Annotated in this window: 19 protein-coding genes; 10 read left to right on the plus strand and 9 right to left on the minus strand. The window is 60.0% G+C overall.

The features are described from left to right. Positions 1-10: 10 nt before the first annotated feature. The gene (locus tag NQF87_RS00825; RefSeq protein WP_266126534.1) at positions 11-1,852 is read left to right on the plus strand and encodes a M3 family oligoendopeptidase; all 1,842 of its coding nucleotides are present in this window, start codon (positions 11-13) and stop codon (positions 1,850-1,852) included. Between the two features lie 72 nt (positions 1,853-1,924). Next, the gene (locus NQF87_RS00830; RefSeq protein WP_266126535.1) at positions 1,925-3,283 is read left to right on the plus strand and encodes an ABC1 kinase family protein; all 1,359 of its coding nucleotides are present in this window, start codon (positions 1,925-1,927) and stop codon (positions 3,281-3,283) included. 60 nt (positions 3,284-3,343) lie between these two features. On the opposite strand, the gene NQF87_RS00835 is transcribed toward NQF87_RS00830, so the two are convergent. Continuing rightward, entirely contained in the window at positions 3,344-3,700 is a 357-nt protein-coding gene (locus tag NQF87_RS00835) for a hypothetical protein (protein ID WP_266126536.1), read from the minus strand. Between the two features lie 178 nt (positions 3,701-3,878). On the opposite strand from NQF87_RS00835, the gene uvrB reads away from it, so the two are divergent. The 4 genes from uvrB to gshB are packed head-to-tail and all read left to right on the plus strand — an operon-like array spanning position 3,879 to position 8,455. Next, the gene (gene uvrB / locus NQF87_RS00840) at positions 3,879-5,996 is read left to right on the plus strand and encodes an excinuclease ABC subunit UvrB (protein ID WP_266126537.1); all 2,118 of its coding nucleotides are present in this window, start codon (positions 3,879-3,881) and stop codon (positions 5,994-5,996) included. Positions 5,997-5,998: 2 nt separating this feature from the next. Next, positions 5,999-6,904, plus strand: coding sequence for an aldose 1-epimerase (locus NQF87_RS00845; protein ID WP_266126538.1), 906 nt, complete (start codon positions 5,999-6,001; stop codon positions 6,902-6,904). A 5-nt stretch (positions 6,905-6,909) separates the two neighbouring features. Next, positions 6,910-7,410, plus strand: a complete 501-nt coding sequence (gene greB / locus NQF87_RS00850) for a transcription elongation factor GreB (RefSeq protein WP_266126539.1) — start codon at positions 6,910-6,912, stop codon at positions 7,408-7,410. Positions 7,411-7,468: 58 nt separating this feature from the next. After that, positions 7,469-8,455 (plus strand): glutathione synthase, encoded by a 987-nt coding sequence (gshB, locus tag NQF87_RS00855; protein ID WP_266126540.1) that lies wholly within the window; start codon positions 7,469-7,471, stop codon positions 8,453-8,455. Positions 8,456-8,504: 49 nt separating this feature from the next. Here the strand turns inward: gshB and NQF87_RS00860 are convergent, their stop codons facing one another. After that, complete coding sequence (locus NQF87_RS00860) at positions 8,505-8,828, minus strand: hypothetical protein (RefSeq protein WP_266126541.1); 324 nt, start codon at positions 8,826-8,828, stop codon at positions 8,505-8,507. A gap of 184 nt (positions 8,829-9,012) precedes the next feature. Here NQF87_RS00860 and NQF87_RS00865 point away from each other — a divergent pair, with 184 nt between their 5' ends. From NQF87_RS00865 to NQF87_RS00875, 3 genes are all read left to right on the plus strand, one after another. Then, positions 9,013-9,669, plus strand: coding sequence for a class I SAM-dependent methyltransferase (locus NQF87_RS00865; protein WP_266126542.1), 657 nt, complete (start codon positions 9,013-9,015; stop codon positions 9,667-9,669). Between the two features lie 64 nt (positions 9,670-9,733). Then, complete coding sequence (locus tag NQF87_RS00870; protein WP_266126543.1) at positions 9,734-10,981, plus strand: heme-copper oxidase family protein; 1,248 nt, start codon at positions 9,734-9,736, stop codon at positions 10,979-10,981. 11 nt (positions 10,982-10,992) lie between these two features. Next, positions 10,993-11,958, plus strand: a complete 966-nt coding sequence (locus tag NQF87_RS00875; protein ID WP_266126544.1) for a heme o synthase — start codon at positions 10,993-10,995, stop codon at positions 11,956-11,958. A gap of 222 nt (positions 11,959-12,180) precedes the next feature. On the opposite strand, the gene NQF87_RS00880 is transcribed toward NQF87_RS00875, so the two are convergent. The 7 genes from NQF87_RS00880 to NQF87_RS00910 all read right to left on the minus strand — a co-directional run bounded on the left by NQF87_RS00880 (position 12,181) and on the right by NQF87_RS00910 (position 20,209). Beyond that, entirely contained in the window at positions 12,181-13,173 is a 993-nt protein-coding gene (locus NQF87_RS00880) for a Tim44 domain-containing protein (protein ID WP_266126545.1), read from the minus strand. Positions 13,174-13,180: 7 nt separating this feature from the next. Continuing rightward, positions 13,181-14,530, minus strand: coding sequence for a TldD/PmbA family protein (locus NQF87_RS00885; RefSeq protein WP_266126546.1), 1,350 nt, complete (start codon positions 14,528-14,530; stop codon positions 13,181-13,183). Then, a complete protein-coding gene (locus tag NQF87_RS00890; protein WP_266126547.1) occupies positions 14,527-15,795 on the minus strand; it encodes a M16 family metallopeptidase in 1,269 nt (422 codons plus the stop codon). The genes NQF87_RS00885 and NQF87_RS00890 overlap by 4 nt, the downstream gene beginning before the upstream one ends. Positions 15,796-15,961: 166 nt before the next feature. Next, positions 15,962-17,359 carry a threonine synthase gene (gene thrC / locus NQF87_RS00895; protein ID WP_266127021.1) on the minus strand — a complete coding sequence of 466 codons (1,398 nt, stop codon included), beginning with the start codon at positions 17,357-17,359 and terminating at the stop codon, positions 15,962-15,964. A gap of 26 nt (positions 17,360-17,385) precedes the next feature. After that, positions 17,386-18,402: a hypothetical protein gene (locus NQF87_RS00900; RefSeq protein WP_266126548.1), complete on the minus strand. Its 1,017-nt coding sequence runs from the start codon at positions 18,400-18,402 to the stop codon at positions 17,386-17,388. Then, positions 18,399-18,761 carry a hypothetical protein gene (locus NQF87_RS00905; protein ID WP_266126549.1) on the minus strand — a complete coding sequence of 121 codons (363 nt, stop codon included), beginning with the start codon at positions 18,759-18,761 and terminating at the stop codon, positions 18,399-18,401. The genes NQF87_RS00900 and NQF87_RS00905 overlap by 4 nt, the downstream gene beginning before the upstream one ends. After that, on the minus strand, positions 18,758-20,209 hold the full coding sequence (locus NQF87_RS00910) for a PepSY-associated TM helix domain-containing protein (RefSeq protein WP_266126550.1): 1,452 nt from the start codon (positions 20,207-20,209) through the stop codon (positions 18,758-18,760). The genes NQF87_RS00905 and NQF87_RS00910 overlap by 4 nt, the downstream gene beginning before the upstream one ends. A gap of 205 nt (positions 20,210-20,414) precedes the next feature. On the opposite strand from NQF87_RS00910, the gene NQF87_RS00915 reads away from it, so the two are divergent. Beyond that, positions 20,415-22,676, plus strand: coding sequence for a TonB-dependent receptor (locus NQF87_RS00915; RefSeq protein ID WP_266126551.1), 2,262 nt, complete (start codon positions 20,415-20,417; stop codon positions 22,674-22,676). Positions 22,677-22,697 lie beyond the last annotated feature (21 nt).

Below are 22,697 nucleotides of genomic sequence, written 5' to 3' on the forward strand. Positions count from 1 at the left end.
ATCTTTTCGCATGACACGTTCCTTTGCCCGTCTGCCGGAAGGCAGGCAGGTTTCCGCCCCTGAAGGGGAGGCTGCTGCGCCTGTGGCAGCCCCCCGTTGGGACCTTTCCGGCCTCTATGCGTCTCCGGAGGATCCGGCCATTGAGTCGGATTTCATCCGGCTGGAGAAGGAGGCCCGGACATTCGAGGATCGCTGGAAGGGCACGCTGGGCAAGGCTTCTCCGGCTGATCTGGCCCATGCCCTCAAGGGCTATGAGGTGATTGAGGAAGGGCTGGGGAAAATCGGCTCTTACTCCCAGCTTCTTTTTGCTGCCCATACGACTGACCCTGTCTGCGGCCGTTTTGCCCAGAGCGTGCGGGAGCGTCTGACAGCCATTTCCGCTTTTCTCCTGTTCTTCCCGCTGGAGCTGAACCGGCTGGATGATGTCGCCCTTGAGACAGGCTTCCGCGAGAGTGAAGAGCTGGCGTCATGGAAGCCTTATCTGCGTGACCTGCGGGTGTTCCGCCCCTATCAGCTCTCCGATGAGGTCGAGCGTGTGCTGATGGACATGGCGGTCTCCGGGCGGAATGCGTGGGTCCGTCTGTTCGATGAGACCATGGCCGGGCTGATGGTGTCCTTTGAGGGGAAAGAGCAGCCGCTGGGCGATGTCTTCAATTACATGACGGACAGTGATCGGGCGAAGCGGGAAGAGGCGGCACGGGCCATCAGTGCCACTCTGGCGGCCAATAATAAGCTTCTGGTGGGCATCACCAACACGCTGGCCAAGGACAAGGCCACGATCGACACCATGAGGGGCTATCCCCGTCCCGTCAGCAGCCGCAACCGGGCCAACATGGTGGAAGACGAGGTGGTGGATGCGCTGGTGGATGCCGTGCAGTCATCCTTCTCCCGTCTGTCCCATCGTTATTACGGCATGAAGGCCCGCTGGCTGGGGCTGGAAAAGCTGGAACACTGGGACCGCAACGCTCCGCTGCCGGACGTGCAGGACCGGCGGCTGAGCTGGGATGAGGGCAAGGCTATCGTCCAGCGGGCCTATCAGGGTTTTGATGAGGAAATGGGCCGTCACGCCAGCACGTTCCTCAATAATCCGTGGATTGATGCGGCAGCCGTGCCGGGGAAATCCTCCGGAGCCTTTGCCCATCCGGTCGTGCCCTCCGTGCATCCTTATCTGCTGATGAACTATCATGGCCGTCCCCGTGACGTCATGACGCTGGCCCATGAGATGGGGCATGGCATCCATCAGATGCTGGCCGGGAAGAAGCAGGGCTATCTCCGTTCCGACACGCCGCTGACACTGGCCGAAACCGCTTCCGTCTTTGGTGAGATGCTGACTTTCCAGTCCCTGCTGGATGCGGAGAGTGATGCGGAACGCCGTCATCATCTGCTGGCCTCCAAGGTGGAGGACATGCTGAACACGGTCGTGCGGCAGATCGCCTTCTACCAGTTTGAGGTGCAGGTGCATGATGAACGGCGCAGGGGCGAAATTTCCGCCGAGCGTCTCGGTGAAATCTGGAGGGATGTGCAGACACGCAGCCTTGGTCCGGCCTTCAATTTCACACAGGATTATGACCTGTACTGGTCGTACATTCCGCATTTCATCCATTCACCCTTCTACGTGTATGCCTATGCCTTCGGCGACTGTCTGGTGAATGCGCTGTATGGCGTGTATCAGGACAGTCCGGCAGGTTTTGCAGGAAAATACAAGGAGATGCTTGCCGCTGGTGGCACGCTGCGCCATCAGGAGCTGCTGGCACCGTTCGGGCTGAATGCCGGCGATCCGTCCTTCTGGAACCGTGGTCTGGATGTCATTTCCGGGCTGATTGACCAGCTTGAGGCTGAACCGGCAGCATGAAGATGAAAGCCAGCCCCGTATTATAGGGGGCTGGCACACTGCCTGACAGGGCAACAGGTAAGGGTTGAGACTATGGCACGTGAACGTGACATCGACAGGACGGGTTTTGTCGATAACATGCAGCGCATGTTCCGGGCCTCCAGCATGGTTGGGGGTGTGGCGGCACGCGTGGCGGGCCATAAGCTGGGGCTGCGCAGCAACACGGGCAGTCATGCGGAGGAGCTGCGGGCCGTTCTGGGCAATCTGAAAGGCCCGATGATGAAGGCGGCCCAGCTCCTCTCAACCATTCCGGGTGCCCTGCCGGAAGATTATGCCGAGGAGCTGGCCCATCTTCAGGCCAATGCGCCGCCCATGGGGTGGAGTTTCGTCCAGCGGCGCATGAGGGCCGAGCTGGGGCCGGAATGGGAATCCCGCTTCCGCTCATTCAGTCACGAGGCCGTGGCGGCGGCGTCACTGGGGCAGGTGCATTGTGCCGCTCTGGCTGATGGGCGGGAGGTGGCCTGCAAGCTTCAATATCCCGGCATGGCCGGAGCCATGGAGCAGGACCTCAGACAGCTGAAGCGGGGGCTGGGCGTATTCAGCCTCGTGGGCAATGCCATAAGGCAGGATGAAGTCTACACCGAACTTGCCGAACGGATGCGGGAAGAGCTGGATTACACACGGGAGGCCAGTCATCTGCGGCTTTACAGACTCATGCTGGCGGACGTACCGGAAGTCACCGTGCCTGCCCCGGTGACGGGCCTGGTCACGGGACGCCTGCTGACGATGGACTGGGTGGGTGGCTGCTCCATGAAGTCCGTTCTGGAAGAGCAGCTCTCCCAGGAAGAGCGTAATGCCATAGCCGTTGCGCTGTTCAGGGCATGGTACAAGCCCGTCTATCATTACGGGGTCATTCACGGTGATCCTCATATGGGCAATTTCACCGTGCGGCCGGATGGCGGGCTGAATCTGCTTGATTTTGGTGCGGTGCGTATTTTCTCGCCCCGTTTTGTCGGGGGTGTCCTGTCCCTCTTTGCCGCCCTGCGGGATGGCGATGAAGAGCGGGCTTATGAGGCCTATCATGACTGGGGTTTCAGGGATATTTCACGGGAGCGGGCTGCCGTCCTCAATGACTGGGCACGGTTCTTCTATCGTCCGCTCATGACGGATGAAATCTGCAATGTGGAAGAGAGCAACAATCCGCAGGAAGCCCGCAAGGTGCTGGAGCATGTCTATGAAGGGCTGAAACGCACGGGCGGTATCACCCTGCCACGGGAATTCGTCATGCTGGACCGTTCGGCCATCGGGCTGGGGAGTGCCTTCCTGCGGCTGGGCGCACGGGTGAACTGGCACCGGCTCTTCATGGAGCTGACGCAGGATTTCAGTGTGGAGGTTCTGGCAGCCCGTCAGAAGGAGGCCCTGCGGAAGGCTCAGGTGCAGCCTGCCAGATAAAAGAAAGGCCGGACGGGAGAAATGCCCGTCCGGCCTGTTCGTCAGGCTGTGTGGAAGCGTTCAGCGGAAGAACTTCTTCAGCAGGCTGCCACCGATCTCCTGAATGACATCCTGCTGGAGAGCCTTACCAAAGCTGGCGAAGCCGCTGTTCTGTTCGCTGGAGCCTTCGCCACCGTTCTTTTCGCCGAGCTGGCTGACAAGTCCGGCCAGCTGGCCAACGAGATCACCCGCATGGCCCTGACCGCTCTGGAAGATGGAAGCCACTTTCTGGAGGCTGTCTGCCCATTCACCCGCCTGGGTGTCGCCATTCTGTGAGGCGTCCTGCATCTGGCCGATCAGCCGGTCAATCAGCTGGAAGGCTTCCTGTGCCGTGTTGCGGAACTGCGTGTAGCTCTGCTCGATCTGTTCAATATCCATAAGGTTCTGACCTTCTTGTGGAAGTGGGGCCTCAGGCAATCAGGAGGCAGCGCAATGGTAAACGACCTCAAAAAAACTGCCAGCCTTTTTATGGGGCGGGTGTGAGAGAAGGGGGAGCCATTATTTATTCCCATGCAGGCATCTTGTGGCAGCAGGCGAATGGCCCCATTTAGGGCGCATGGCAGTCTCTTCGTCGTCCCGCAAAAAGAAAAAACCGGTTGCTCCCCGTCAGACGGATTTTTTCCCTGAAAAACAGCCCGCCAAACCGAAGATCAACCGGTTTGTCGTCCAGTCGGATTACGAACCCTCAGGCGACCAGCCGCAGGCGATTGCGACCCTGCTGGCAGGGCTGGAAGCCGGAGAGCGGGATCAGGTGCTGATGGGCGTGACGGGGTCTGGCAAGACTTTCACCATGGCCAAGGTGATTGAGGCGGCACAGCGGCCCGCTCTCATCATGGCCCCCAACAAGACACTGGCGGCCCAGCTCTATAGTGAGATGAAGCAGTTCTTCCCCGACAATGCGGTGGAATATTTCGTTTCATACTATGACTATTACCAGCCGGAAGCCTACGTTCCCCGTTCGGATACCTTCATCGAGAAGGACAGCCAGCGCAATGAGCGCATCGACCGGATGCGCCATGCCGCCACGCAGGCCCTGCTGGAGCGCAACGATGTCATCATCGTGGCCTCGGTCTCCTGTATTTACGGTATCGGCTCGCCGGAATCCTATGCCCGCATGAAGATTCGCCTCGTGCCGGGGGAGATCATCGATCGGGATGATCTGATCCGCCATCTGGTGGAGCTGCAATATCAGCGGAATGATCTGGCCTTCGAGCGTGGATCGTTCCGTGTGAGGGGGGAGCAGGTGGATATTTTCCCCATCCAGAACGAGGACAGGGCATGGCGTGTCATGCTCTTCGGGGATGAGGTGGAAAGCATCACCGAGTTCGACCCGCTGACGGGGGAAAAGACGGCTGATCTGGAAGAAGTCAGCCTCTATGCCAGCTCCCATTACGTGACGCCCCGGCCCACGCTGAATCAGGCGATGGTCAGCATCAAGGATGAATTGCAGGAGCGCATCCAGTATTTCCGGGACAAAGGGAAACCGCTGGAGGAAGAGCGTATCCTTCAGCGGACCAATTTTGATCTGGAAATGCTGGAGACGACGGGTGTCTGCAAGGGGATTGAAAATTACTCCCGCTATCTTTCCGGTCGCCGTCCCGGCGATCCGCCGCCAACCCTGTTTGAATACCTGCCGGAAGATGCCCTGCTGATCGTGGATGAAAGTCATGTCGGCGTGCCGCAGATCGGCGGGATGGAGCGGGGAGACCGTGCCCGCAAGGAAACGCTGGCGGATTTCGGGTTCCGCCTGCCTTCCTGTCTGGATAACCGGCCCCTGTCCTTTTCGGAGTGGGATGCCTTCCGGCCGCAGAGCATCTTCGTGTCCGCCACGCCGGGGCCGTGGGAGATGGAACAGACAGAGGGCGTCTTTGCCGAGCAGATCATCCGTCCGACCGGCCTGACGGACCCCGTCACTATCATTCGCCCCGTGGAAGGGCAGGTGGATGACCTGCTGCATGAGGCCAAGGCGACCATTGCGGAGAATGGCCGTGTTCTCGTCACGACCCTGACCAAGCGCATGGCCGAAGACCTGACGGAATATCTCTCCGAGCATGGCGTGAAGGTGCGGTATCTCCACTCCGACATTGATACGCTGGAGCGTATGGAGATCATCCGGGACCTGCGTCTGGGGGCGTTTGATGTCCTCGTGGGCATCAACCTGCTGCGGGAAGGGCTGGATATTCCCGAATGTGCCCTTGTGGCGATTCTCGATGCGGACAAGGAAGGCTTCCTGCGTTCCCGGACCTCTCTGGTGCAGACGATCGGACGTGCCGCCCGTAACGTGAATGGCCGTGTCTTGCTTTATGCGGACAAGGAGACGGACAGCCTGCGTTACGCCATTGAGGAAACGGCCCGCCGCCGGGAAAAGCAGATGGCCTGGAACGAGGCTCACGGCATCACGCCGCAGACGGTCCGCAGCCGCATCAGCGACACGCTCTTTCAGGAAGAGCTGGCGGGCAAGGACGCTCCGCCGGAGGCGGACCCGCAGCTCACCATTGACGAACTGCGCAAAAAAATGCGTGAAGCGGCTGCTGAACTGGATTTCGAACAGGCAGCCGCTCTGCGGGATGAGATTCACCGGCGGGAGGCCAGTGATATTGGCCTCATTGCTCCGGCCCCGGCGGCTCCGCAGACCAGGACACGCAAGACGACCAGACGGAAGAAAAAGGACTGATCATGCTGGAACTCAAGAGAGACGGGCAGAGCCTGACCATCCTGCCAGAGACGGGAGCCGCTCTTGGCCAGTGGCGGGTAGAGGGCCATGACATGCTCCGTCCGGTCGCCAATCCTGCCCTGCGGAACCAGAAGGGTGTTGCCGTGGGGGCTTATCCGCTCCTGCCTTACGTCAACCGGATTGCCGAAGGGCATTTCGCTTTTGGGGGAGAGGAATACAGGCTTGCCCCCAATATGGAAGGCTGCCCGCATCCCATTCATGGCAATGGCTGGGAACATGAATGGCAGGTGGCGCACAGAACGGACAGCCACGCCATCCTGACATTCGATCACACGCCTTCTGATGAGGCGGGCCGGGGAGAGTGGCCCTATGCCTACAGGGCGGTCATGTCCTACGAGCTGCGGGCGGATGGGCTGCATGTCTCCATCGTGATCCGGAACAGTGATAAGGTCGATCAGCCGGTCGGTCTGGGGTTCCATCCTTTCTTCCATTCAGAAGCGGGGTCCCGCCTGAAGTTCAGGACGGACTCGGTCTGGCTGACGGATGATCACGGCCTGCCGGTCGAGAAGAAAGCCTGCGAAGGGGAATGGGATTTCTCTGGAGGGCGGGCCCTTGAAGGGCGGACACTGGATAATGGCTTCACGGGTTTTGAGGGACAGGCCGTGCTGGAGCAGCCCGGTGGCCTGCCGAATCTGACCGTGGAGGCCGACCGCATTTTCTCGCATCTGGTTGTCTTCTCTCAGCCGGATGAGGGCTATGTGGCCATCGAGCCGGTCACGAGCATGACGGACGCCATCAACAGGCCGGAGATCGCCGGGCGTGGTCTGCATGTGCTGGCACCGGGGCAGAGTTCTGGCGGGATGATCCGCTTCCATGCCGAGGCATCACGCCGTCCGGCGGAAGGCTGAGCCTGATGGCGGCAGAGAAGATCGCCCTTCACCGTTATCTTTCGCCGCAGGGTGCGGCCCGGATGCGGGCGGAGCTGAAGGAGCTGACCCAGAAGGAGCGTCCGCAGGTCGTGGAGATCGTTTCATGGGCGGCGAGTAATGGCGACCGCTCGGAGAATGCGGATTATCAGTACGGCAAACGCCGCCTGCGGGAGATCGACCGGCGCATCCGTTTCCTGACGAAACGGCTGGATCAGGCCGTGATCGTGGACCCGGCGGCCCAGACGAACCGGAGCCGTGTCTTCTTCGGGGCTACCGTCCGTTATGCGGATGAGGAAGACCGTCATTATACCGTGACGGTCCTTGGCGTGGATGAGTCCCGGCTGGAGCATGGGGAGGTCAGTCTTCAGGCTCCGGTGGCTCGTGCCCTCATGAAAGCTGCCGTGCATGATGAGGTCACCATGCAGACACCATCCGGTCCCGTTCTTGTGGAAGTGCTGTCCATCGCCTATCCAGACCCGGCCTGATATGGTGATATGTTAAGAAAGCCCAGCGGTCCTGAACTGCTTTTGCGGAGTTATTTTCATGGTTCAGTCATCTCCCTCCCGGCGTCGTGTTGCAGTGCAGATGGACCCGCTGGAACACATCAATATTGATGGTGATTCCACCTTTGCCCTGATGCTGGAAGCCCAGCGGCGTGGGCATGAGCTGTATGTCTATCACCCCACCACCCTGTCCCTGCTGGAAGGCAAAGGCACGGCAGGCCGTCTTCAGGCACGGGGCCGCAAGGTGAGCGTGCAGCGGAAGAAGGGCGATCATGCCGCTTTTGGCCCGGAGGAGGTGCTGGACCTCGGGTCATTTGATGTCGTGCTGATGCGGCAGGACCCGCCTTTCGACATGGGCTACATCACGGCCACGCACATGCTGGAGCATATTCACGGCACGGGTGAGGGGCAGGCTCTTGTGGTGAATGACCCTGTATCCGTGCGGAATGCGCCGGAGAAACTGCTGGTCACGCATTTCCCCCAGCTCATGCCGCCCACTCTGGTGACGTGGGACAGGGAGGCGATTGCCGCTTTCCGGCAGAAGCATAAGGACATCATCCTGAAGCCACTCTATGGCAATGGGGGAGCTGGCATCTTCCGGGTGAAGGAAGATGACGAGAATTTCTCCTCCCTGCTGGAAATGCACTTCTCCCAGTCCCGTGAGCCGCTGATGGTCCAGCGCTATGAGCCTGCCGTGCGGCTGGGGGACAAGCGCATCATCCTTGTGGATGGTGAGCCGATCGGGGCGATTAATCGTGTTCCGGCGCAGGGTGATGCCCGGTCCAACATGCATGTGGGCGGGCGTGCCGAGCGCGTGGAGCTGACGGAACGGGACAGGGAAATCTGCAAGGCCATCGGCCCCTATCTGAAGGAGCATGGCCTCGTCTTCACGGGGATTGACGTGATCGGGAACTGGCTGACGGAAATCAACGTCACATCCCCGACGGGTCTTCAGGAGCTGGACCGCTTTGACGGCATCAACAGTGCCGGGATGATCTGGGACTGCATCGAGGCCCGTCTTTCCTGACGGGAAAAGGGGCAGGCATGGGGGTGTATTCCCCTATGCCTGTTGTGATCTAGTGGCTGTGATCCGTGCCCGATTTTCCCTCTTCATGGGACGGTTTTTCCTGTGAGGGAGGAGTGTCTTTTCCAGCCGGTGGGGTGTCCGTTTCTGCTGCCTCGTCATCTTTCTTTCGGGCTGATGGATACAGATTTTCCCGGAAAGGAATGGGCTGGCCATCCGGGAAATAACCATTCTCTATTGTCATCTTTTTGGGGAATTTGTCCCGGGTAAAACGGTTCACGAGCCAGTGGATGATGTTGTCCTTGTAGTAGACGGCATACAGCGCACCCCAGAAGGACAGGCAGAGCAGTGTCAGTATGAGATCAAGATGTTTCATCACATAATCCTGATATGAGTTCCGGTTCTGTATATGACAGGTAAACCAAATTTTTTCGCATAATATCGTCGGGATACCTTGTCAGCCAAGGGTATTGGAAGGCAAGAAAGGGCGGACTGATCGGTATTCAGTGGCGATAATGCTCCCCGCTTTGTTGGGGGCATACAGTTGAGGCTGCATTTTCATGGTGTCTTCCCTTAAACCCCGTTCTTCTCTCGATGCTGACAGCGTGCGTGAGGCCTATCGCCGGTGGGCACGCATGTATGACAAGGTTTTTGGTGGTGTATCCGCTTTCGGGCGGCGGCGGGCCGTGGCAGCTGTCAACGCCCTGCCGGGGACGCGTGTTCTGGAGGTCGGGGTTGGTACGGGGCTGGCTCTGCCGTCCTATGGGGCAGACAAGCGCATTACCGGAATCGATCTTTCAGAAGACATGCTGGCCCTTGCGCGGGAACGTGTGAAGCGTGATGGTTTGCGTAACATAGATGAACTTATGGTGATGGACGCTGAGAATACCAGCTTTGCTGACAATAGTTTCGACATTGCGGTGGGCATGTTCGTGGCTTCTGTCGTGCCTCATCCGGACCTGCTGCTGGCGGAGCTGAAAAGGGTCGTGAAGCCGGGGGGGCACATCCTTTTCGTCAATCATTTCCTTGCGTCCGGCGGTATCCGCCAGAAGGTGGAGCAGGTCATGGCCCGGGCATCCCGGTCGCTCGGCTGGCATCCTGACTTCGCCATTGAATCCCTCCTGCCGCCGGAAGATATGGCCCGTGCCACGATTGCCCCCGTCCCGCCCGCCGGGCTGTTCACCCTCGTGACATTGCCGCATGAGGGGACTAAGTAAGAAAGATCATTGGCTCCCCTGATGGAGCACAGGTTTCATTATTGTAACAGGCTGGCGGAATAGCGTGACTTCAGGGCCATTATTTCAGACAGTATCTTCGTCACATCGTGGCGGTAGTGGCGGGGCGTTTTTTCTGCTTGCCCTGTTTGCCGGTATGCTGGGCGGCGTCATGGGGCTGCCCTTCTTGCATGTGCATCCTTCGGCGGGTGTCATCGTCTCCCATGCCGTGCTGATGACGTTCTATGTCGTCTGCCCTGCCTTTCTGGGCGGTATGGCCCAGTGGTTCCTGCCCGGACTGCTGAAGGGTGGGGGCATGGCCCTGCCTTCTGCAGCTCGTATCGGTTTTGGTGTACTGGCAGTTGGCGTGTTTCTTCTGCCCGTCATGCCGTCTGTCGGTCTGGCTCTCTGGAGTGTGGGCGTGCTGGCTCTGGCCTTCAATGTGCTGGCCACGGTGCTGGAGATGCGCTCCATCCCGTTTCGTGATTTTCCGCCGCTGATCTGGGCCTTTCTGGCCAATGCTCTTTCCGTACTCATCATTGCACCGGTTCTTCTGGCCTTCCTGCTGCGGAGCGGTATGGCTGGTGGGGGGCCGGAGGCCCTGCTGACGGTCCTGCGTGGCAGTGTGGAAATGACCCTGCTGAGTGTACCGTCACTCGGCATCATCATGGCCGCTCTTCTGCCGGGGCAGAAGGGGCAGGGCTGGGTGACCCGGTGTGCACCTTATGCTTTCGGGATCATGGGGCTGGTGCCTGTCCTGTTCTGGGCGGATCATCTGTTCGGTGAACTTTCATCTGCTGCCTATAAGGCAGGTCTGATCATGGGGCTGGTGCTGCCTTGTCTGGCCCTGCTGGTGGCTTTTGCCAGAGACCTCTGGCGTACGGCCCTGCCTGCCGGTCCTGCTGCGGGCTGGGCCTCTGGCGGTCTGGTGCTGCTGCTGGCTGGCTGGCTGGCCATGCTGACGGAGCCACTCTGGGCACCGCAGGGTGTCGTACAGCCGGGGGCTTTCATGCTGGGGGCTGCGGGGCACCAGCTGGTGATGTTTGGGAGCCTGCTGGCCCTGAGTGCAGCCTTTTATGGCTGGTGTGGAAGCAGGCTAGTCCCTCAGGGACGGTTCTTTGCCATTTTCGGCATGACTCATGCTGCGGTCACTTTTGTCGGGGCACTCTGTTCCGTCCTGTCGCAGCTGGCTGTGCCTGCTGCCCTGCTGATGGGCACGAGCCTGTTCATGTTCGCCCTGCCTGCCGGACTGGTGTGGTATGGTATGCTGGTTGAACGGACCCAAGGGGTTACGGGATTTCTTCGTAAACAGTAAGGCGTTTTTTCATGCAGGCATCATCCGGTCTTTCAGCGTCTCCACTGGCACGGTTCCTTGGTACGCTGCGTGTCGAAGGGCAGGATGGTGATGCCGCCCTGCAGGACTGGATAGCCCTGCTCAAGCCACGGGTGATTTCGCTTGTGGTCTTTACCGGGCTTGCTGGCATGGCCGTGGCTCCAAAATGGCCGTCCGTTCCGGTCGGGCTGGTCATCATTGCCTGTATCTGCATCGGAGCAGGTGCGGCGGGTGCCATCAACATGTGGTATGATCGTGACATTGATGCGATCATGAAGCGCACCCAAGTTCGTCCCGTACCGGGGGGGCGTGTGGAGCCGATCAGCGTACTGGTTTATGCGGTCGTGCTGTCCGTGGCGTCTGTCGTGCTGCTCTGGCTGGCGACCAACCTGCTGGCGGCGGGTATTCTGGCCTTTTCCATTTTCTTTTATGGCGTGATCTACACCATGTGGCTGAAGCGCAGCACGTCGCAGAATATCGTGATTGGCGGAGCCGCCGGGGCCTTCCCGCCCATGATCGGTTGGGCCGCCACGATGGGGTCACTGGATGTGCTGCCGGTGGTGATGTTCGCCATCGTCTTCCTGTGGACGCCCCCGCATTTCTGGTCACTCTCGCTCTATGCCTGCAAGGATTATGAGAGTGCGGGCATCCCCATGCTGCCGGTCGTGAAGGGCGCACGCCATACACGCTGGCAGATCGTCATTTACACGTTCATTCTGGGGGCTGTGTCCCTCGTGCCGAGCGTGGTGGGGCAGTGTGGCTGGTTCTACACGGTCTGCGCCAGCCTGCTGGACCTTGGCTTCATCTATTACGGACTGCGGGTTCTGTTCGATAAACAGGATGACAAAGGCAACAGCCTGACGAAAGACAAACCGGCCCGTCATGCGTTCCGCTATTCATTGGCCTATCTGTTTTTCCTCTTCTGTGGCCTTCTGATTGACAGGGTTCTTCTGGCATGAGCGATCACAACATTCCTTCCCGCCGTCAGGGGCGTCTCTTTGGCATCGTTCTTGGCCTATCCTTTTTTACGCTGGCCCTGTTCGTGGTGGCCCTGTACCGGCTGTAAGGACAGCCTGATGAAACATGAAAAATCCCGCTTCATGGACCTGCATTCGAGGGTATGAAGCGGGGTTTTCTGTGTGCAGGGAGGAGGTGAATTCCTCCTCCCATGAAGGCTGGATTTATCCAGCCTGCTGGATGGCGGAGAGGATCCAGTTGCCCCGGCCATCGGCACGGAGGAAGGTCCAGAGTTCCGTAATGGTCTGGCGTTCGGTCTTGCTGCCGTCCAGAACATGACCCATGCTGTCGGTCGTGACATCAATGGCGGAATATTGCAGCGCAACCGTAGCGTAAGTGATGCTGCCTTCCCGCCATGCTTCGGAGAGATCACCCCGCAGGAACTGGACATCAGACACGATGTTCCGGGCACCACGGCTTGTCAGCTCGGAAAGCTGGTTGTTGAAGTAGCTGACCATTTCCGGCGTTGCCATGCGCTGGAGGGACATCATGTCCTGTGCACTCCATGCAGCCTGCACGTTCACCAGGAGCTGCTGGAAGGCACTGTAATCATCAGATGTCAGGGAAACCTCCTGTGAAGGGGCCTGCTGTGACTGGCCGGAGAAGGGAGATGCGCCGCCAGCGGCTGTGAACGGGCTGGACCCATCGGTGCTGCTGGATGTGCTGCTGCTGGCAGAACGCTTCCGCCAGAATTTGATGATCAGGTTGATGATGAAGGCAATGACCAGCACCTGGATGATGAAGCCGAAGAAGGAGCCACCACCCCCACCGGCACCGCTGAACCCGCTGAAGAAGCCGTGTCCGCTCAGCATTCCGAACAGTCCAGCCCCGAGGAAGCCGCCAGCCAGCCCGGTCAGGAAGGGATGGCGCATGGCGAAGGGAGGACGTGCGCTGCTGCCAAAGGCCGGAGCGGCCTGACGGCCAAAACTGCTCCCTGCGGATGGAGCGGAATAGGACGGCGTGCGGGGCGTCATGCTGCGGTCCATCGGCCGGGTCCAGCTGGGGGCAACGCTTGTCTGTGGCGGTGCGCTCCATGTACGGGAGCCACGGCTGCCCATGGAAGACCCCATGCCGGCTCTGGCATCAGCTGCCGGGGCAAGGGCGAAGAGCGGCAGGCAGAAGGCTGCCGTCGCAAGAGGAAGAAGGCGAATACGCATAATCTGGTCAGTCTCCAGCAAGACTCATCTGGTCAATACGGATGGTCGGGGCATAGTAACCCGCCATCAGGTTGAGATCATTGGCGGGGATGAGCCGCGCAAACATGTCAGACAGGTTGCCTGCTATGGTGATCCCTGAAACAGGCTCGGCAATCTCGCCGTTGCGGATCATGAAACCTGACCCGCCCCGGCTGTAATCCCCCGTCAGCATGTTGATGGCGTTGCCCATCAGCTCAGTGACGAGCACGCCCTCCTTGATATCATGCCTCAGCTCTTCAGGGGAATGGGGGCCTGCATGAAGGAAGAGGTTGGACGTGCCGGGCCGTACGGTGCCGCCACCGCTGCGGCTGGCCCGGCCATTGCTGGCGGGCAGGTTCAGTCTGCGGGCGCAGCGGCTGTCCAGCAGCCAGTGGCGGAGCTGCCCGTCCTCCACGAGGTTCAGCGGCAGGCAGGCCGTACCTTCGCCATCAAAGGGGCGGGAGCCGGAAAGCCGGGGCAGGGTCGGGTCATCAGTGATGGTGATGCCTCTGCCAAAAACGGTCCGATTCAGTTTCTCCTTGAGGAAGGAGGCTTCCTGCACGATGGCCGCTCCGTTGATGGCCCCGGCGAGGTGGGCCAGCAGGGAGCCAGCCACACGGGGATCGAACAGGACAGGATAAAGGCCCGTCCTAGGGCGAGTGGGATTCAGGCGGGCCAGGGCACGGCGGGCAGCTTCATGACCCAGCCGGGCTGGATTTTCCAGGTCGGCTTGATGCACGGCGTTATGGAAGGCATAGTCACGCTCCATCTGCGTGCCCGTTCCGGCCAGAACACTGATGCCATAGCCGTGGCCGCTGCGCTGGTACTGTCCGGCAAAACCCGCACTGGTGGCAAGGGCGACATCCTGAAGGCTCGTGCTGGCAGAGGCCCCGCTGCTGTTGGTGATGCCATCATGCGAGAGGGCGGCCTCTTCCATGTCCCGTGCCCTGTCCAGCAGGGCATTCATGTCGGGTGGCGTGGCAGGATCGAGAAGATCAAGTTTTGCTACCGTGCTGGCAGGAACCGGAATGAGAGGCTGGGCTGCCAGACCGTCGTCCGGTGAGGGAGGCACGACCCTGGCCATGGCACAGGCCCGTTCTGCGAGCTGGTCGAGAGCCTCCGGGCTGAGTTCATTACCGGAAACCGTGGCCACACGTCCCTTATGGAAGACACGCAGCCCAAGAGAGAGACTTTCTGCATGGCGGATGCCCTCGGCCTTGCCCTGCCGGATCATGGCCGAGCGGCTCTGACCACGGATCACCACCGCATCGGCCTGGTCAGCTCCATGCTGACGGGCAAAGTTCAGGGCGGCATCAAGATGGGAGAGGAGATCAGTCATGCGGATTTCAGTGCAGCGTGAATGGCGTCAGGTCCGGGAATGTTGCGGGCCGGTCCCATTGTCGTCAGTGTCGGCGCACCGCTGAAAATGGTCCGGGCCACGGCCAGCACGTCTTCCTCGCTCACGGCATCAATCCTGCGGATCATGTCTTCCGTGGAGATGATGCGGTCATGCACCTGAATCTGGCGGGCAATCTGGGCACAGCGGCTGCCCGTGCTTTCCAGTGACATGAGGAGGGATGCCTTGAGCTGCGTACGGGCACGGTCCAGTTCTTCTCTGCTGATGCCGTTCTGAAGGTTGCGGAGTTCATTCAGGGCGGCGGGGATCAGCTCATCCGTCTTTTCCGGTCCGGTTCCGGCATAGAGACCGAACATGCCACTGTCCGCAAACGGACTGGCAAAGGTGTAGACGCTATAGACCAGCCCGCGCCGTTCCCGGATTTCCTGAAACAGGCGTGAGGACATGCCGCCACCTAGCAGGGTGGAGAGGATCATGGCACTGTAATAGGCCTTTTCCCGATAGCCGGGAGCCGGGAAGCCCATGAGGATGTGGACCTGATCCAGCTTGCGTTCCGTCTGTTTCAGCCCGCCGACATAGCGGCCCGGTACGGCCTGCGGGGGCGTGTGTGTGGGCAGGTCCGCAAGATGGGTGCGGACAAGATCGACCACTTCATCATGATGGAGATTGCCAGCGGCGGCGATGACCATGTTCTGCGTGCTGTAATGCTCGTGCATGTAGGCCATCAGCGTGTCCCGGCTCATGCTGGCGATGCCGCTCTCCGTGCCGAGAATGGGCCGCCCCATGGGCTGGTCGGGATAGGCACATTCCTGAAAATGGTCGAACACGATGTCATCGGGCGTGTCATTGGCCTGACCGATTTCCTGAAGGATGACGCCACGTTCCCGCTCCACCTCTTCCGGCAGGAAGGTGCTGTGGGTGAGGATGTCGCCGATCAGGTCCACACCGAGGGGCAGATCGCTTTTCAGCAGCTTGACGTAATAGGCCGTGTTTTCCCGTGCCGTATAGGCGTTGATGTAGCCGCCCACATTTTCAATCTCTTCGGCAATGCGGATGGCAGAACGGCGTTCCGTCCCCTTGAAGGCCATATGCTCGAGGAAATGGGCGGCTCCGTTGGTGGCTTCATTTTCATGGCGGGTGCCAGCTGCAACATAGGCCCCGAAGGAGACGGTTTCGGCACGGTCCATCCGTTCCGTCACGATGTTGAGGCCGTTTTCAAGGGTCGTGCGTCTGATCTGTTCGCTCATGCAGGTCTGCGTATCCATGTCTGGTGAAGAAGCGGAAGATGTCTGGAATATGGTGTGCGGGGAGGTTTTTTCCAGTCCCCATCTGTTACGGGGCCAGAAGAAAAGGGGATGACCCGGTCAGGTCACCCCCCTTCCTGCATGGGAGACCGGTTTCAGCCTGTGGCTTTCAGCGGCTCCGATGTGCCCGCACGGCGGCCTTGACCGTCTCGATATCGTTGGGAAGGACCTCATACCGCTCCTTGCGGGAGAAGAGGTCAGCCAGATGGGGGGGGAGTTCAGGGTGGATGCCCGTGGCTTTCTTCACGGCATCGGGGAACTTGGCCGGATGGGCCGTGGCGGCTGCGATCATCGGCACGCCGGATTCACGGAAACGCCTGCCTGCGGCGAGGCCGATGGCCGAGTGGGGGTCCGCCAGATAGTGACTTTCGGCGTACAGGTCCTTCATCGTGGCGGCGGTCTGTTCATCGCTCAGGGCGACGCCGTGGAAGGTCTCACGGATCTGCTCCCATGCGTCATGAGGCACGGCCATGCAGCCTGTCTGGCGGAATTCTCCCATGATGGCCCGGCAGCGGTTGGGATCACGCCCCAGCATCTCGAACAGCAGCCGCTCGAAATTGGAGGAAACCTGAATGTCCATGGAAGGGGACAGGCTCGGCTCGACCTGCCGCTTGGTCATGTCATTGCTGAGCAGGAAGCGGGTCAGGATGTCATTCCTGTTGGAACCGACACAGAGATGGTCGACCGGCAGGCCCATCTGGCTGGCCACCCAGGCGGCCAGGATATTGCCGAAGTTTCCGGTCGGTACGGCGAAGGAGACCGGGCGGTCCGGGCCGCCAACGGCAAGGGCGGAGCGCACGTAATAGGGAATCTGTGCAGCGATGCGTGCCCAGTTGATGGAGTTGACGGCGGACAGGGAGCAGTCCGTACGGAACGCTTCATCAGCGAACATGGCCTTGACCATGTCCTGACAGTCATCAAAGTCGCCTTCCATGGCGATGTTGAGAACGTTGTCTTCCAGAACGGTGGTCATCTGCCGCCGCTGGACTTCGGATGTCCGGTTATGGGGATGCAGGATGACGATGGAGACATGCTCCCGCCCTCGGAAGGCTTCAATGGCGGCGGACCCTGTATCGCCCGATGTTGCCCCGACGATGGTGACGTGATGGTTGCGCTGTTTCAGTACATGTTCAAAGAGGCGGCCAAGCATCTGCATGGCCATGTCCTTGAAGGCCAGTGTCGGGCCGTGGAACAGTTCCAGAGAGAAAAGGCCTTCTTCCACTTCAACCAGTGGTGCGACGGCGGCGTGATCGAACTGCCCGTACACATCCTGTGTCATGCTGCGGAGCGTGTCACGGTCTATGCTGCCCTCGGTGAACAGGCCGATGACCTCCGCTGCCAGATCGGCATAGGAGAGGCTGCGCCAGCTTGTCAGCGTCTCACGGGGGATGTGGGGCCAGTGGCCGGGCATGTAAAGCCCGCCATCATCAGCCAGACCGCTGAGCAGGATGTCGGAGAAGTCGGGGGCAGCGGCATCCAGTGTGCCGCGGGTAGATCGATAACGCATGGCTCCACTATAACACTGAAATGTCATCAGGGCAGGGTAATTTCCAGCAGACGCTGGTGTTCGCCCTTGCCTGCCGATGCGGGAGCAGTCAGGACGGCCAGACGACGCTGTGGCCCTTCACGGCCTTTCAGCAGCGTGATGGCCTGGGCATCATAAAGCCTGTCATCATGCATGAGCCGCCACGGCAGCCGGTCTGCCCCGAAAGAAAGCAGGTCTCCGTGGTCGATGTCGACCATGTAGAGCGTGTCATTCCTGTCGATGGCCAGCCCGCCGAGGCTCGGTGTACGCCGCCAGTTCGTCATGGCTTCGATGCGTTCGGCAGGGCCGAGGCTTGGATCGGTCAGGATGCTGGTACCGATTCGGTAGAGCGGCCCTGTCGGAGTCTGGTAGAACAGCCAGTTCCTGCCACGGTCCAGCAGCAGGAAGCGGACATTGCCGCCCGTTTCCGGCTGTCCCGCTGCCGTGGTGACGGGACTGCCGTGGCGCATGAGGGCCGAGTGCGCCATCAGGGAGGGCACGCTTTCCAGAAGACGCTGGACCTGCCTGCTCTTGAGGTCGATGACCACGAAAGCCGGGACGCCATCATCAATCAGGAAGGCCTTGCCGTCTGTCACCTGAAGGGCCGAAATGTGGCTGCCGACCGCAAGGGCGTCACCAATGCTGGTATGATCGAGGATGACCCCTGTATCCGGTGCAATGTTGAGCAGTTCTGGTTTTGGGGCCTGCGTGACGGCCCAGAGTCCCTGCGCCGTGGCCGTGAAGGCCGTGATGGGAGGCAGTTCATCCATCAAAGGGCTGAGACGGCCATCAACCGGGTCCAGCCGGTACAGTTTGCCTGTCGCGCCCAGAGTGAAGGGAGACCCGTCAGGGAGGGATGTCAGTGCCGGTGCCAGGGGCTGGTGCAGCTCATGGTCACTGACGATCTGGGCAGGTTTTTCGGCATCTTTCCACGGACGGTCCGCCTGGGCTGGCGGGCTGAGTCCCAGAAGAGCGGCAGAGAGGATAAAGGCCGAGGCCAGACATGAGGACAGACATGGTTTCATGGCAGATATTTTGGGGCCTCCGAGTGTTTTTGCAAGCTCTGTCCATTCAGGGAAGAAAGGGAGCCTGCCAGCCCCCCTGATGCCCGTGGCCGTCCGGCTGGAACACACAATGGCAGGATTATCCCCAGCAGAATGCCCGTGACGGGAGCTGTAAAGGCCCAGAGGAACAGGCCGTCCAGCCCGTCCATCAGGCAGGCGGAAACCAGGGCGAGGACGGGCAGGAGCCGGAGAAGATGATTCTGGAACCTGCTGGCGGGTGGCAGATGGCATGGATTCTGTCGCCTGTAGGCAGGCAGGCCATTGAGATGGAGCAGCCAGACCAGTGTCCACAGGATGGCCAGCAGGGCGAGGGTCATCATGCTGTCACCTTTGGCTGACGGAGAAGACAGACGAGGCTGACCAGCCCGATGCAGGCTGCCAGTGCATCCACGGCCATGAAAAGGAGGGGCCGCCCTGTGTGGAAGGAGCGTGTGGCGAGGTCCAGCCCGGTCGTGCCGAAACCCAGCAGGGCCAGAAGGCCGATTTGCTGGCGGGCCGCCCGCCGGGTGATGAATCCATGAAGCAGGGACAGGCCCCAGATATCGTAAAAGAGGCGTTCCTCCCAGATGACGGGTGAGAGAGCGTCTGGTGTGGGCAGGCGTGTTCCCCAGAAGAGGGCCAGCGTGGCTAGTGGCAGCCCCAGAAGGGTGGCGGTGGAGAGTGCTTCATAGCTGCGCTGGAGGCCCTGCCGGGAGAAAGAGATCGTACCGGCATGGGCAAGTCCGTTCCGTTCAGACTGGAGGAACAGCACCATGCCGGAGCCAATGATGGCACAGCCCAGAAGACCGCTGAGGCAGTACAGCCAGCGTGTTATCAGTCCGGCCCAGCGCAGGTTGTGAAGCCCGATGAAAAAACTGTGGACGGTCGGGCAGAGGGGCTGGGGCAGCATGTCGGGATGGGAGGGTGTCAGGGCATGACGCTGGAGGCAGAAATGCAGATTGTCAGGTGCATACAGGCCGAGTTCCCTGCTCGTTTGCATGAGGAAACCATCGGCTATCGTGCCCCACTGTCGGAGGCCATTGTCAGTCAGGCTGGTGAGGATGACGGGGGAGATGGCAGGTGGTGCGGCCGTGTGCGTCTGGTGACGGCTGGCATGGCCGGGGGAACGGTGTGGCGGGTTTATCATGTGGAGGAGTTTCTGGGATTGCAGGACCACACCGGAAAGCCCGATGATGAACAGGACGGGCAGGTATAATGTGCCGCCCAGCAGGTGCAGGTCCAGCCAGCGTCTCTGGCGTGCCGCATGGGGGCGGAAAAGCAGAAGGTCCGGCAGGAAGCGGCGGAGCTGAAGCCAGAGGCCTGTCAGGAGCGTGATGAGAAGCCCGACCCCGGCAAGCGTGATGATGATCTGCCCCCACGGGCTGGGGAGGTGGAGGTTGCTATGGAGGGTCACGAAGAACGTGCCACCGGTAACGTCATGGCCCTTCAGGGGAAGTCCGGTGTCGGGAGCCAGTGCAGGGCCGAGGAAAAGGCGGCCATCATAGTGCCAGAGACGGAAGACAGGGTCCCGTGGGGAAGGGAGTTTCAGGAAGGCGAAGGTGCCTCCATCGAGCTGTGTCTTCAGGGCCAGCCCGGCCTCCAGAAGGCCAGCCTGTGTGATGGGGGGCAGGGGAGCCTGAAGAGTCGTGCGGGGCTGCATCCATCCCTGAATCTCCGGTGAGAAACAGGCCAGGGACCCGGTGAAACAGAGAATGAAAAGGAAGAGTCCTGCCGGGAAGCCGATCCAGCGATGGAAAAAGCGCAGTGCGGTGCGGAGCCTGGGGGACATATGGACGCAACACGACAAGAATGAGAATTATTCTCATTTATTACCGGGCTTCGCTGGTGCTGTAAATGGTCAGGGGGCTGAAAATGACAAAGACGTAAAAAAAAAATGACGGAAAAGTGGTTTTGGTGTGATTTTTTGTTGAGAATAATTTTCATTACCATATAAGCCATCGCTCATTCAGTCTCACAATCCAGGATGGGCATGTATGGCTATCTCTTTTCGTTTTTCTTGCAGAACCGCCGGTCTCTGGTGCCTGCTGGCGGGCAGCACGCTGGCCGGGCATCCTGTCTGGGCTGCCGGGGATGAGGGAGGAGACCACTCTGTAAAAGGCCGGATGGAACAGTCTGATCGGTCGGGCGGGAAGGCTGGTACCCGGCAGAAAGCTGCGGACACTGTTCACCAGAAAGCGGAAGCACACCCGCAGGAAACCATACTCGTCAGGGCACGGCGTCGGGAGCGGATGGAAGTGAAGCTGGGCGGGCAGGCCGGTGTTCTGGGCAACAGGAAGGGGCTGGACCTGCCCTTCAATCTGCGCAGTTACACCTCCAGCATGATCCTGAACCAGCAGTCCCAGACACTGGGGCAGGTCCTCCAGAATGATCCTTCCGTACGGACGACTTATGGCTTTGGCAACTTCTCGGAGACCTTCATCATCCGGGGCCTGCCAGTCTATGGGGATGACGTGGCCATCAACGGGCTGTACGGGATCAGCCCCCGGCAGCTGATTTCTCCCCAGCTCTATGATTCAGTGCAGGTGCTCAACGGGGCCAGTGCCTTCATCAATGGGGCGGCACCGGGGGGAACCTCCATTGGCGGGAACATCAACCTCCAGTTCAAACATGCCGGGAGTGAACCGGTCACACGCCTGACGGGCGATTACACCAGCAAAGGCCAGGGAGGTGGTGATCTGGATATCGGGCGTCGTTTCGGCAGGGATGACCAGTTCGGCATCCGCTTCAATGCAGCGGGCATGGACGGACAGACATCCATTTCCGGCGAGCGGCGTCATTCCGTTGCGCTGGGGCTGGACACGGACTGGCACAATGACAACACCCGCATTAATTTCGACATCAACTACCAGAATCAGAATGTCCAGCAGGGGCGCGGGTCCGTCGTGCTGAATTCCGGCCTGACATCCATTCCCCGGCCTACGAGGCCGGGCCGCAACTGGAGCCAGGGCTGGAGCTATGAGGACATGCATTATGTCTTCGGCCTGCTGAATGTCGAGCATGACCTGAACAGCCATGTCATGCTGTACGGCACCTTCGGTGGTCTGACAGGCCATGAGGAAGGGAATTATGATACGGTTTATGTCTCGGACGGGCTGACGGGGAACGGTTTCGGATATGGAGCCTATATTCCGTACCAGCAGACCAATGAAAGTACCCGGGGTGGCGTGCGTGCCCATTTCAGGACAGGTTTCCTGAAACATGAGGTCAATGCCGGTGGATCGGCCTTATGGTCGGAGGCATCCACGGGGTATGCGGGTGGTTATCTGGGCAGTACGAACATCTACAGCCCCGGCATTCAGGCAAAGCCGGATTCAGTCCAGCGTATTTCTGCAACACCCAGTGCGAAGACGCAGCTTTACAGCCTGTTCTTTTCGGACACGGTGTCCTTCTGGCATGACCGCATCGCCGTGACGGGCGGCTTCCGTTATCAGCATATTCTCCAGAACAGCTATCAGTATACGCCGACCCATTACAGCCGGGATGCGATCACGCCTGTTGTCGGGCTGGTCGTGCATGTGAACCGTCATGCATCTCTCTATTTCAACCGGGTGGAAGGGCTGAATCAGGGGCTTCAGGCCCCGGCGAAGAGTTCCCTTTATCCCAATCTGGTCAATGCCCAGCAGTTCCTGTCACCAACCCGGACAGTCCAGTATGAGGTTGGCGGGAAATATGACATTGGCCGCTTCAGTGCCTCTCTGGCCTTCTACCGTCTGGAACGGCCGACAGGTCTCGTGCAGGATGACGGGAATGAACAGATTTTCAGGGCCAGCGGGCGGCAGCGCAATCAGGGGATCGAGCTGAATGTCAATGGCGAGATCATCAGGGGGCTGCGCTTCAATGGTGGTACCGCCCTGATCCAGGCGAAGCAGGTCAAGGGAGATTATGTTGGCAGCAGGGCTGTTGGCATTCCGGGATATACCATCAACGGGAATCTGGAATATGATGTTCCCTTCGTGAAGGGCCTGACCCTGACGGGGCGTGTCACCCATACGGGCCATCAGTGGGTCAATGTCCAGAACTCCCTGAAAATCCCGAACTGGACGACCTATGATCTGGGTGCGCGTTACACCTTCATGATGACACCGAAACGCCCGATGACGTTCCGTTTTGGTGTAGAGAACCTGACGAACAGCCATTACTGGGCGTCATCCTACACGGCCTTCAGCAGCGTGAATGGCTATCTGACACAGGGGCTGCCGAGGACCTTCAAGGCCTCATTCTCGACAGACATGTGATGTGACACATAACGTGACGGG

Origin of the sequence: Bombella dulcis (genome assembly GCF_026385505.1) — a bacterium.
Classification (GTDB): Bacteria; Pseudomonadota; Alphaproteobacteria; order Acetobacterales; family Acetobacteraceae; genus Bombella; species Bombella dulcis.

Excerpts from the sequence above, each read along its gene's own strand:
- NQF87_RS00900 (WP_266126548.1), bottom strand. The coding sequence starts at position 18,402 with ATGAAACCATGTCTGTCCTCATGTCTGGCCTCGGCCTTTATCCTCTCT.
- thrC (WP_266127021.1), bottom strand. The coding sequence starts at position 17,359 with ATGCGTTATCGATCTACCCGCGGCACACTGGATGCCGCTGCCCCCGAC.
- NQF87_RS00830 (WP_266126535.1), top strand. The coding sequence starts at position 1,925 with ATGGCACGTGAACGTGACATCGACAGGACGGGTTTTGTCGATAACATG.
- NQF87_RS00835 (WP_266126536.1), bottom strand. The coding sequence starts at position 3,700 with ATGGATATTGAACAGATCGAGCAGAGCTACACGCAGTTCCGCAACACG.
- greB (WP_266126539.1), top strand. The coding sequence starts at position 6,910 with ATGGCGGCAGAGAAGATCGCCCTTCACCGTTATCTTTCGCCGCAGGGT.
- NQF87_RS00860 (WP_266126541.1), bottom strand. The coding sequence starts at position 8,828 with ATGAAACATCTTGATCTCATACTGACACTGCTCTGCCTGTCCTTCTGG.
- NQF87_RS00875 (WP_266126544.1), top strand. The coding sequence starts at position 10,993 with ATGCAGGCATCATCCGGTCTTTCAGCGTCTCCACTGGCACGGTTCCTT.
- NQF87_RS00825 (WP_266126534.1), top strand. The coding sequence starts at position 11 with ATGACACGTTCCTTTGCCCGTCTGCCGGAAGGCAGGCAGGTTTCCGCC.
- NQF87_RS00890 (WP_266126547.1), bottom strand. The coding sequence starts at position 15,795 with ATGAGCGAACAGATCAGACGCACGACCCTTGAAAACGGCCTCAACATC.
- NQF87_RS00915 (WP_266126551.1), top strand. The coding sequence starts at position 20,415 with ATGGCTATCTCTTTTCGTTTTTCTTGCAGAACCGCCGGTCTCTGGTGC.
- NQF87_RS00880 (WP_266126545.1), bottom strand. The coding sequence starts at position 13,173 with ATGCGTATTCGCCTTCTTCCTCTTGCGACGGCAGCCTTCTGCCTGCCG.
- NQF87_RS00885 (WP_266126546.1), bottom strand. The coding sequence starts at position 14,530 with ATGACTGATCTCCTCTCCCATCTTGATGCCGCCCTGAACTTTGCCCGT.
- gshB (WP_266126540.1), top strand. The coding sequence starts at position 7,469 with ATGGTTCAGTCATCTCCCTCCCGGCGTCGTGTTGCAGTGCAGATGGAC.
- NQF87_RS00910 (WP_266126550.1), bottom strand. The coding sequence starts at position 20,209 with ATGTCCCCCAGGCTCCGCACCGCACTGCGCTTTTTCCATCGCTGGATC.
- NQF87_RS00905 (WP_266126549.1), bottom strand. The coding sequence starts at position 18,761 with ATGATGACCCTCGCCCTGCTGGCCATCCTGTGGACACTGGTCTGGCTG.
- NQF87_RS00845 (WP_266126538.1), top strand. The coding sequence starts at position 5,999 with ATGCTGGAACTCAAGAGAGACGGGCAGAGCCTGACCATCCTGCCAGAG.
- NQF87_RS00865 (WP_266126542.1), top strand. The coding sequence starts at position 9,013 with ATGGTGTCTTCCCTTAAACCCCGTTCTTCTCTCGATGCTGACAGCGTG.
- uvrB (WP_266126537.1), top strand. The coding sequence starts at position 3,879 with ATGGCAGTCTCTTCGTCGTCCCGCAAAAAGAAAAAACCGGTTGCTCCC.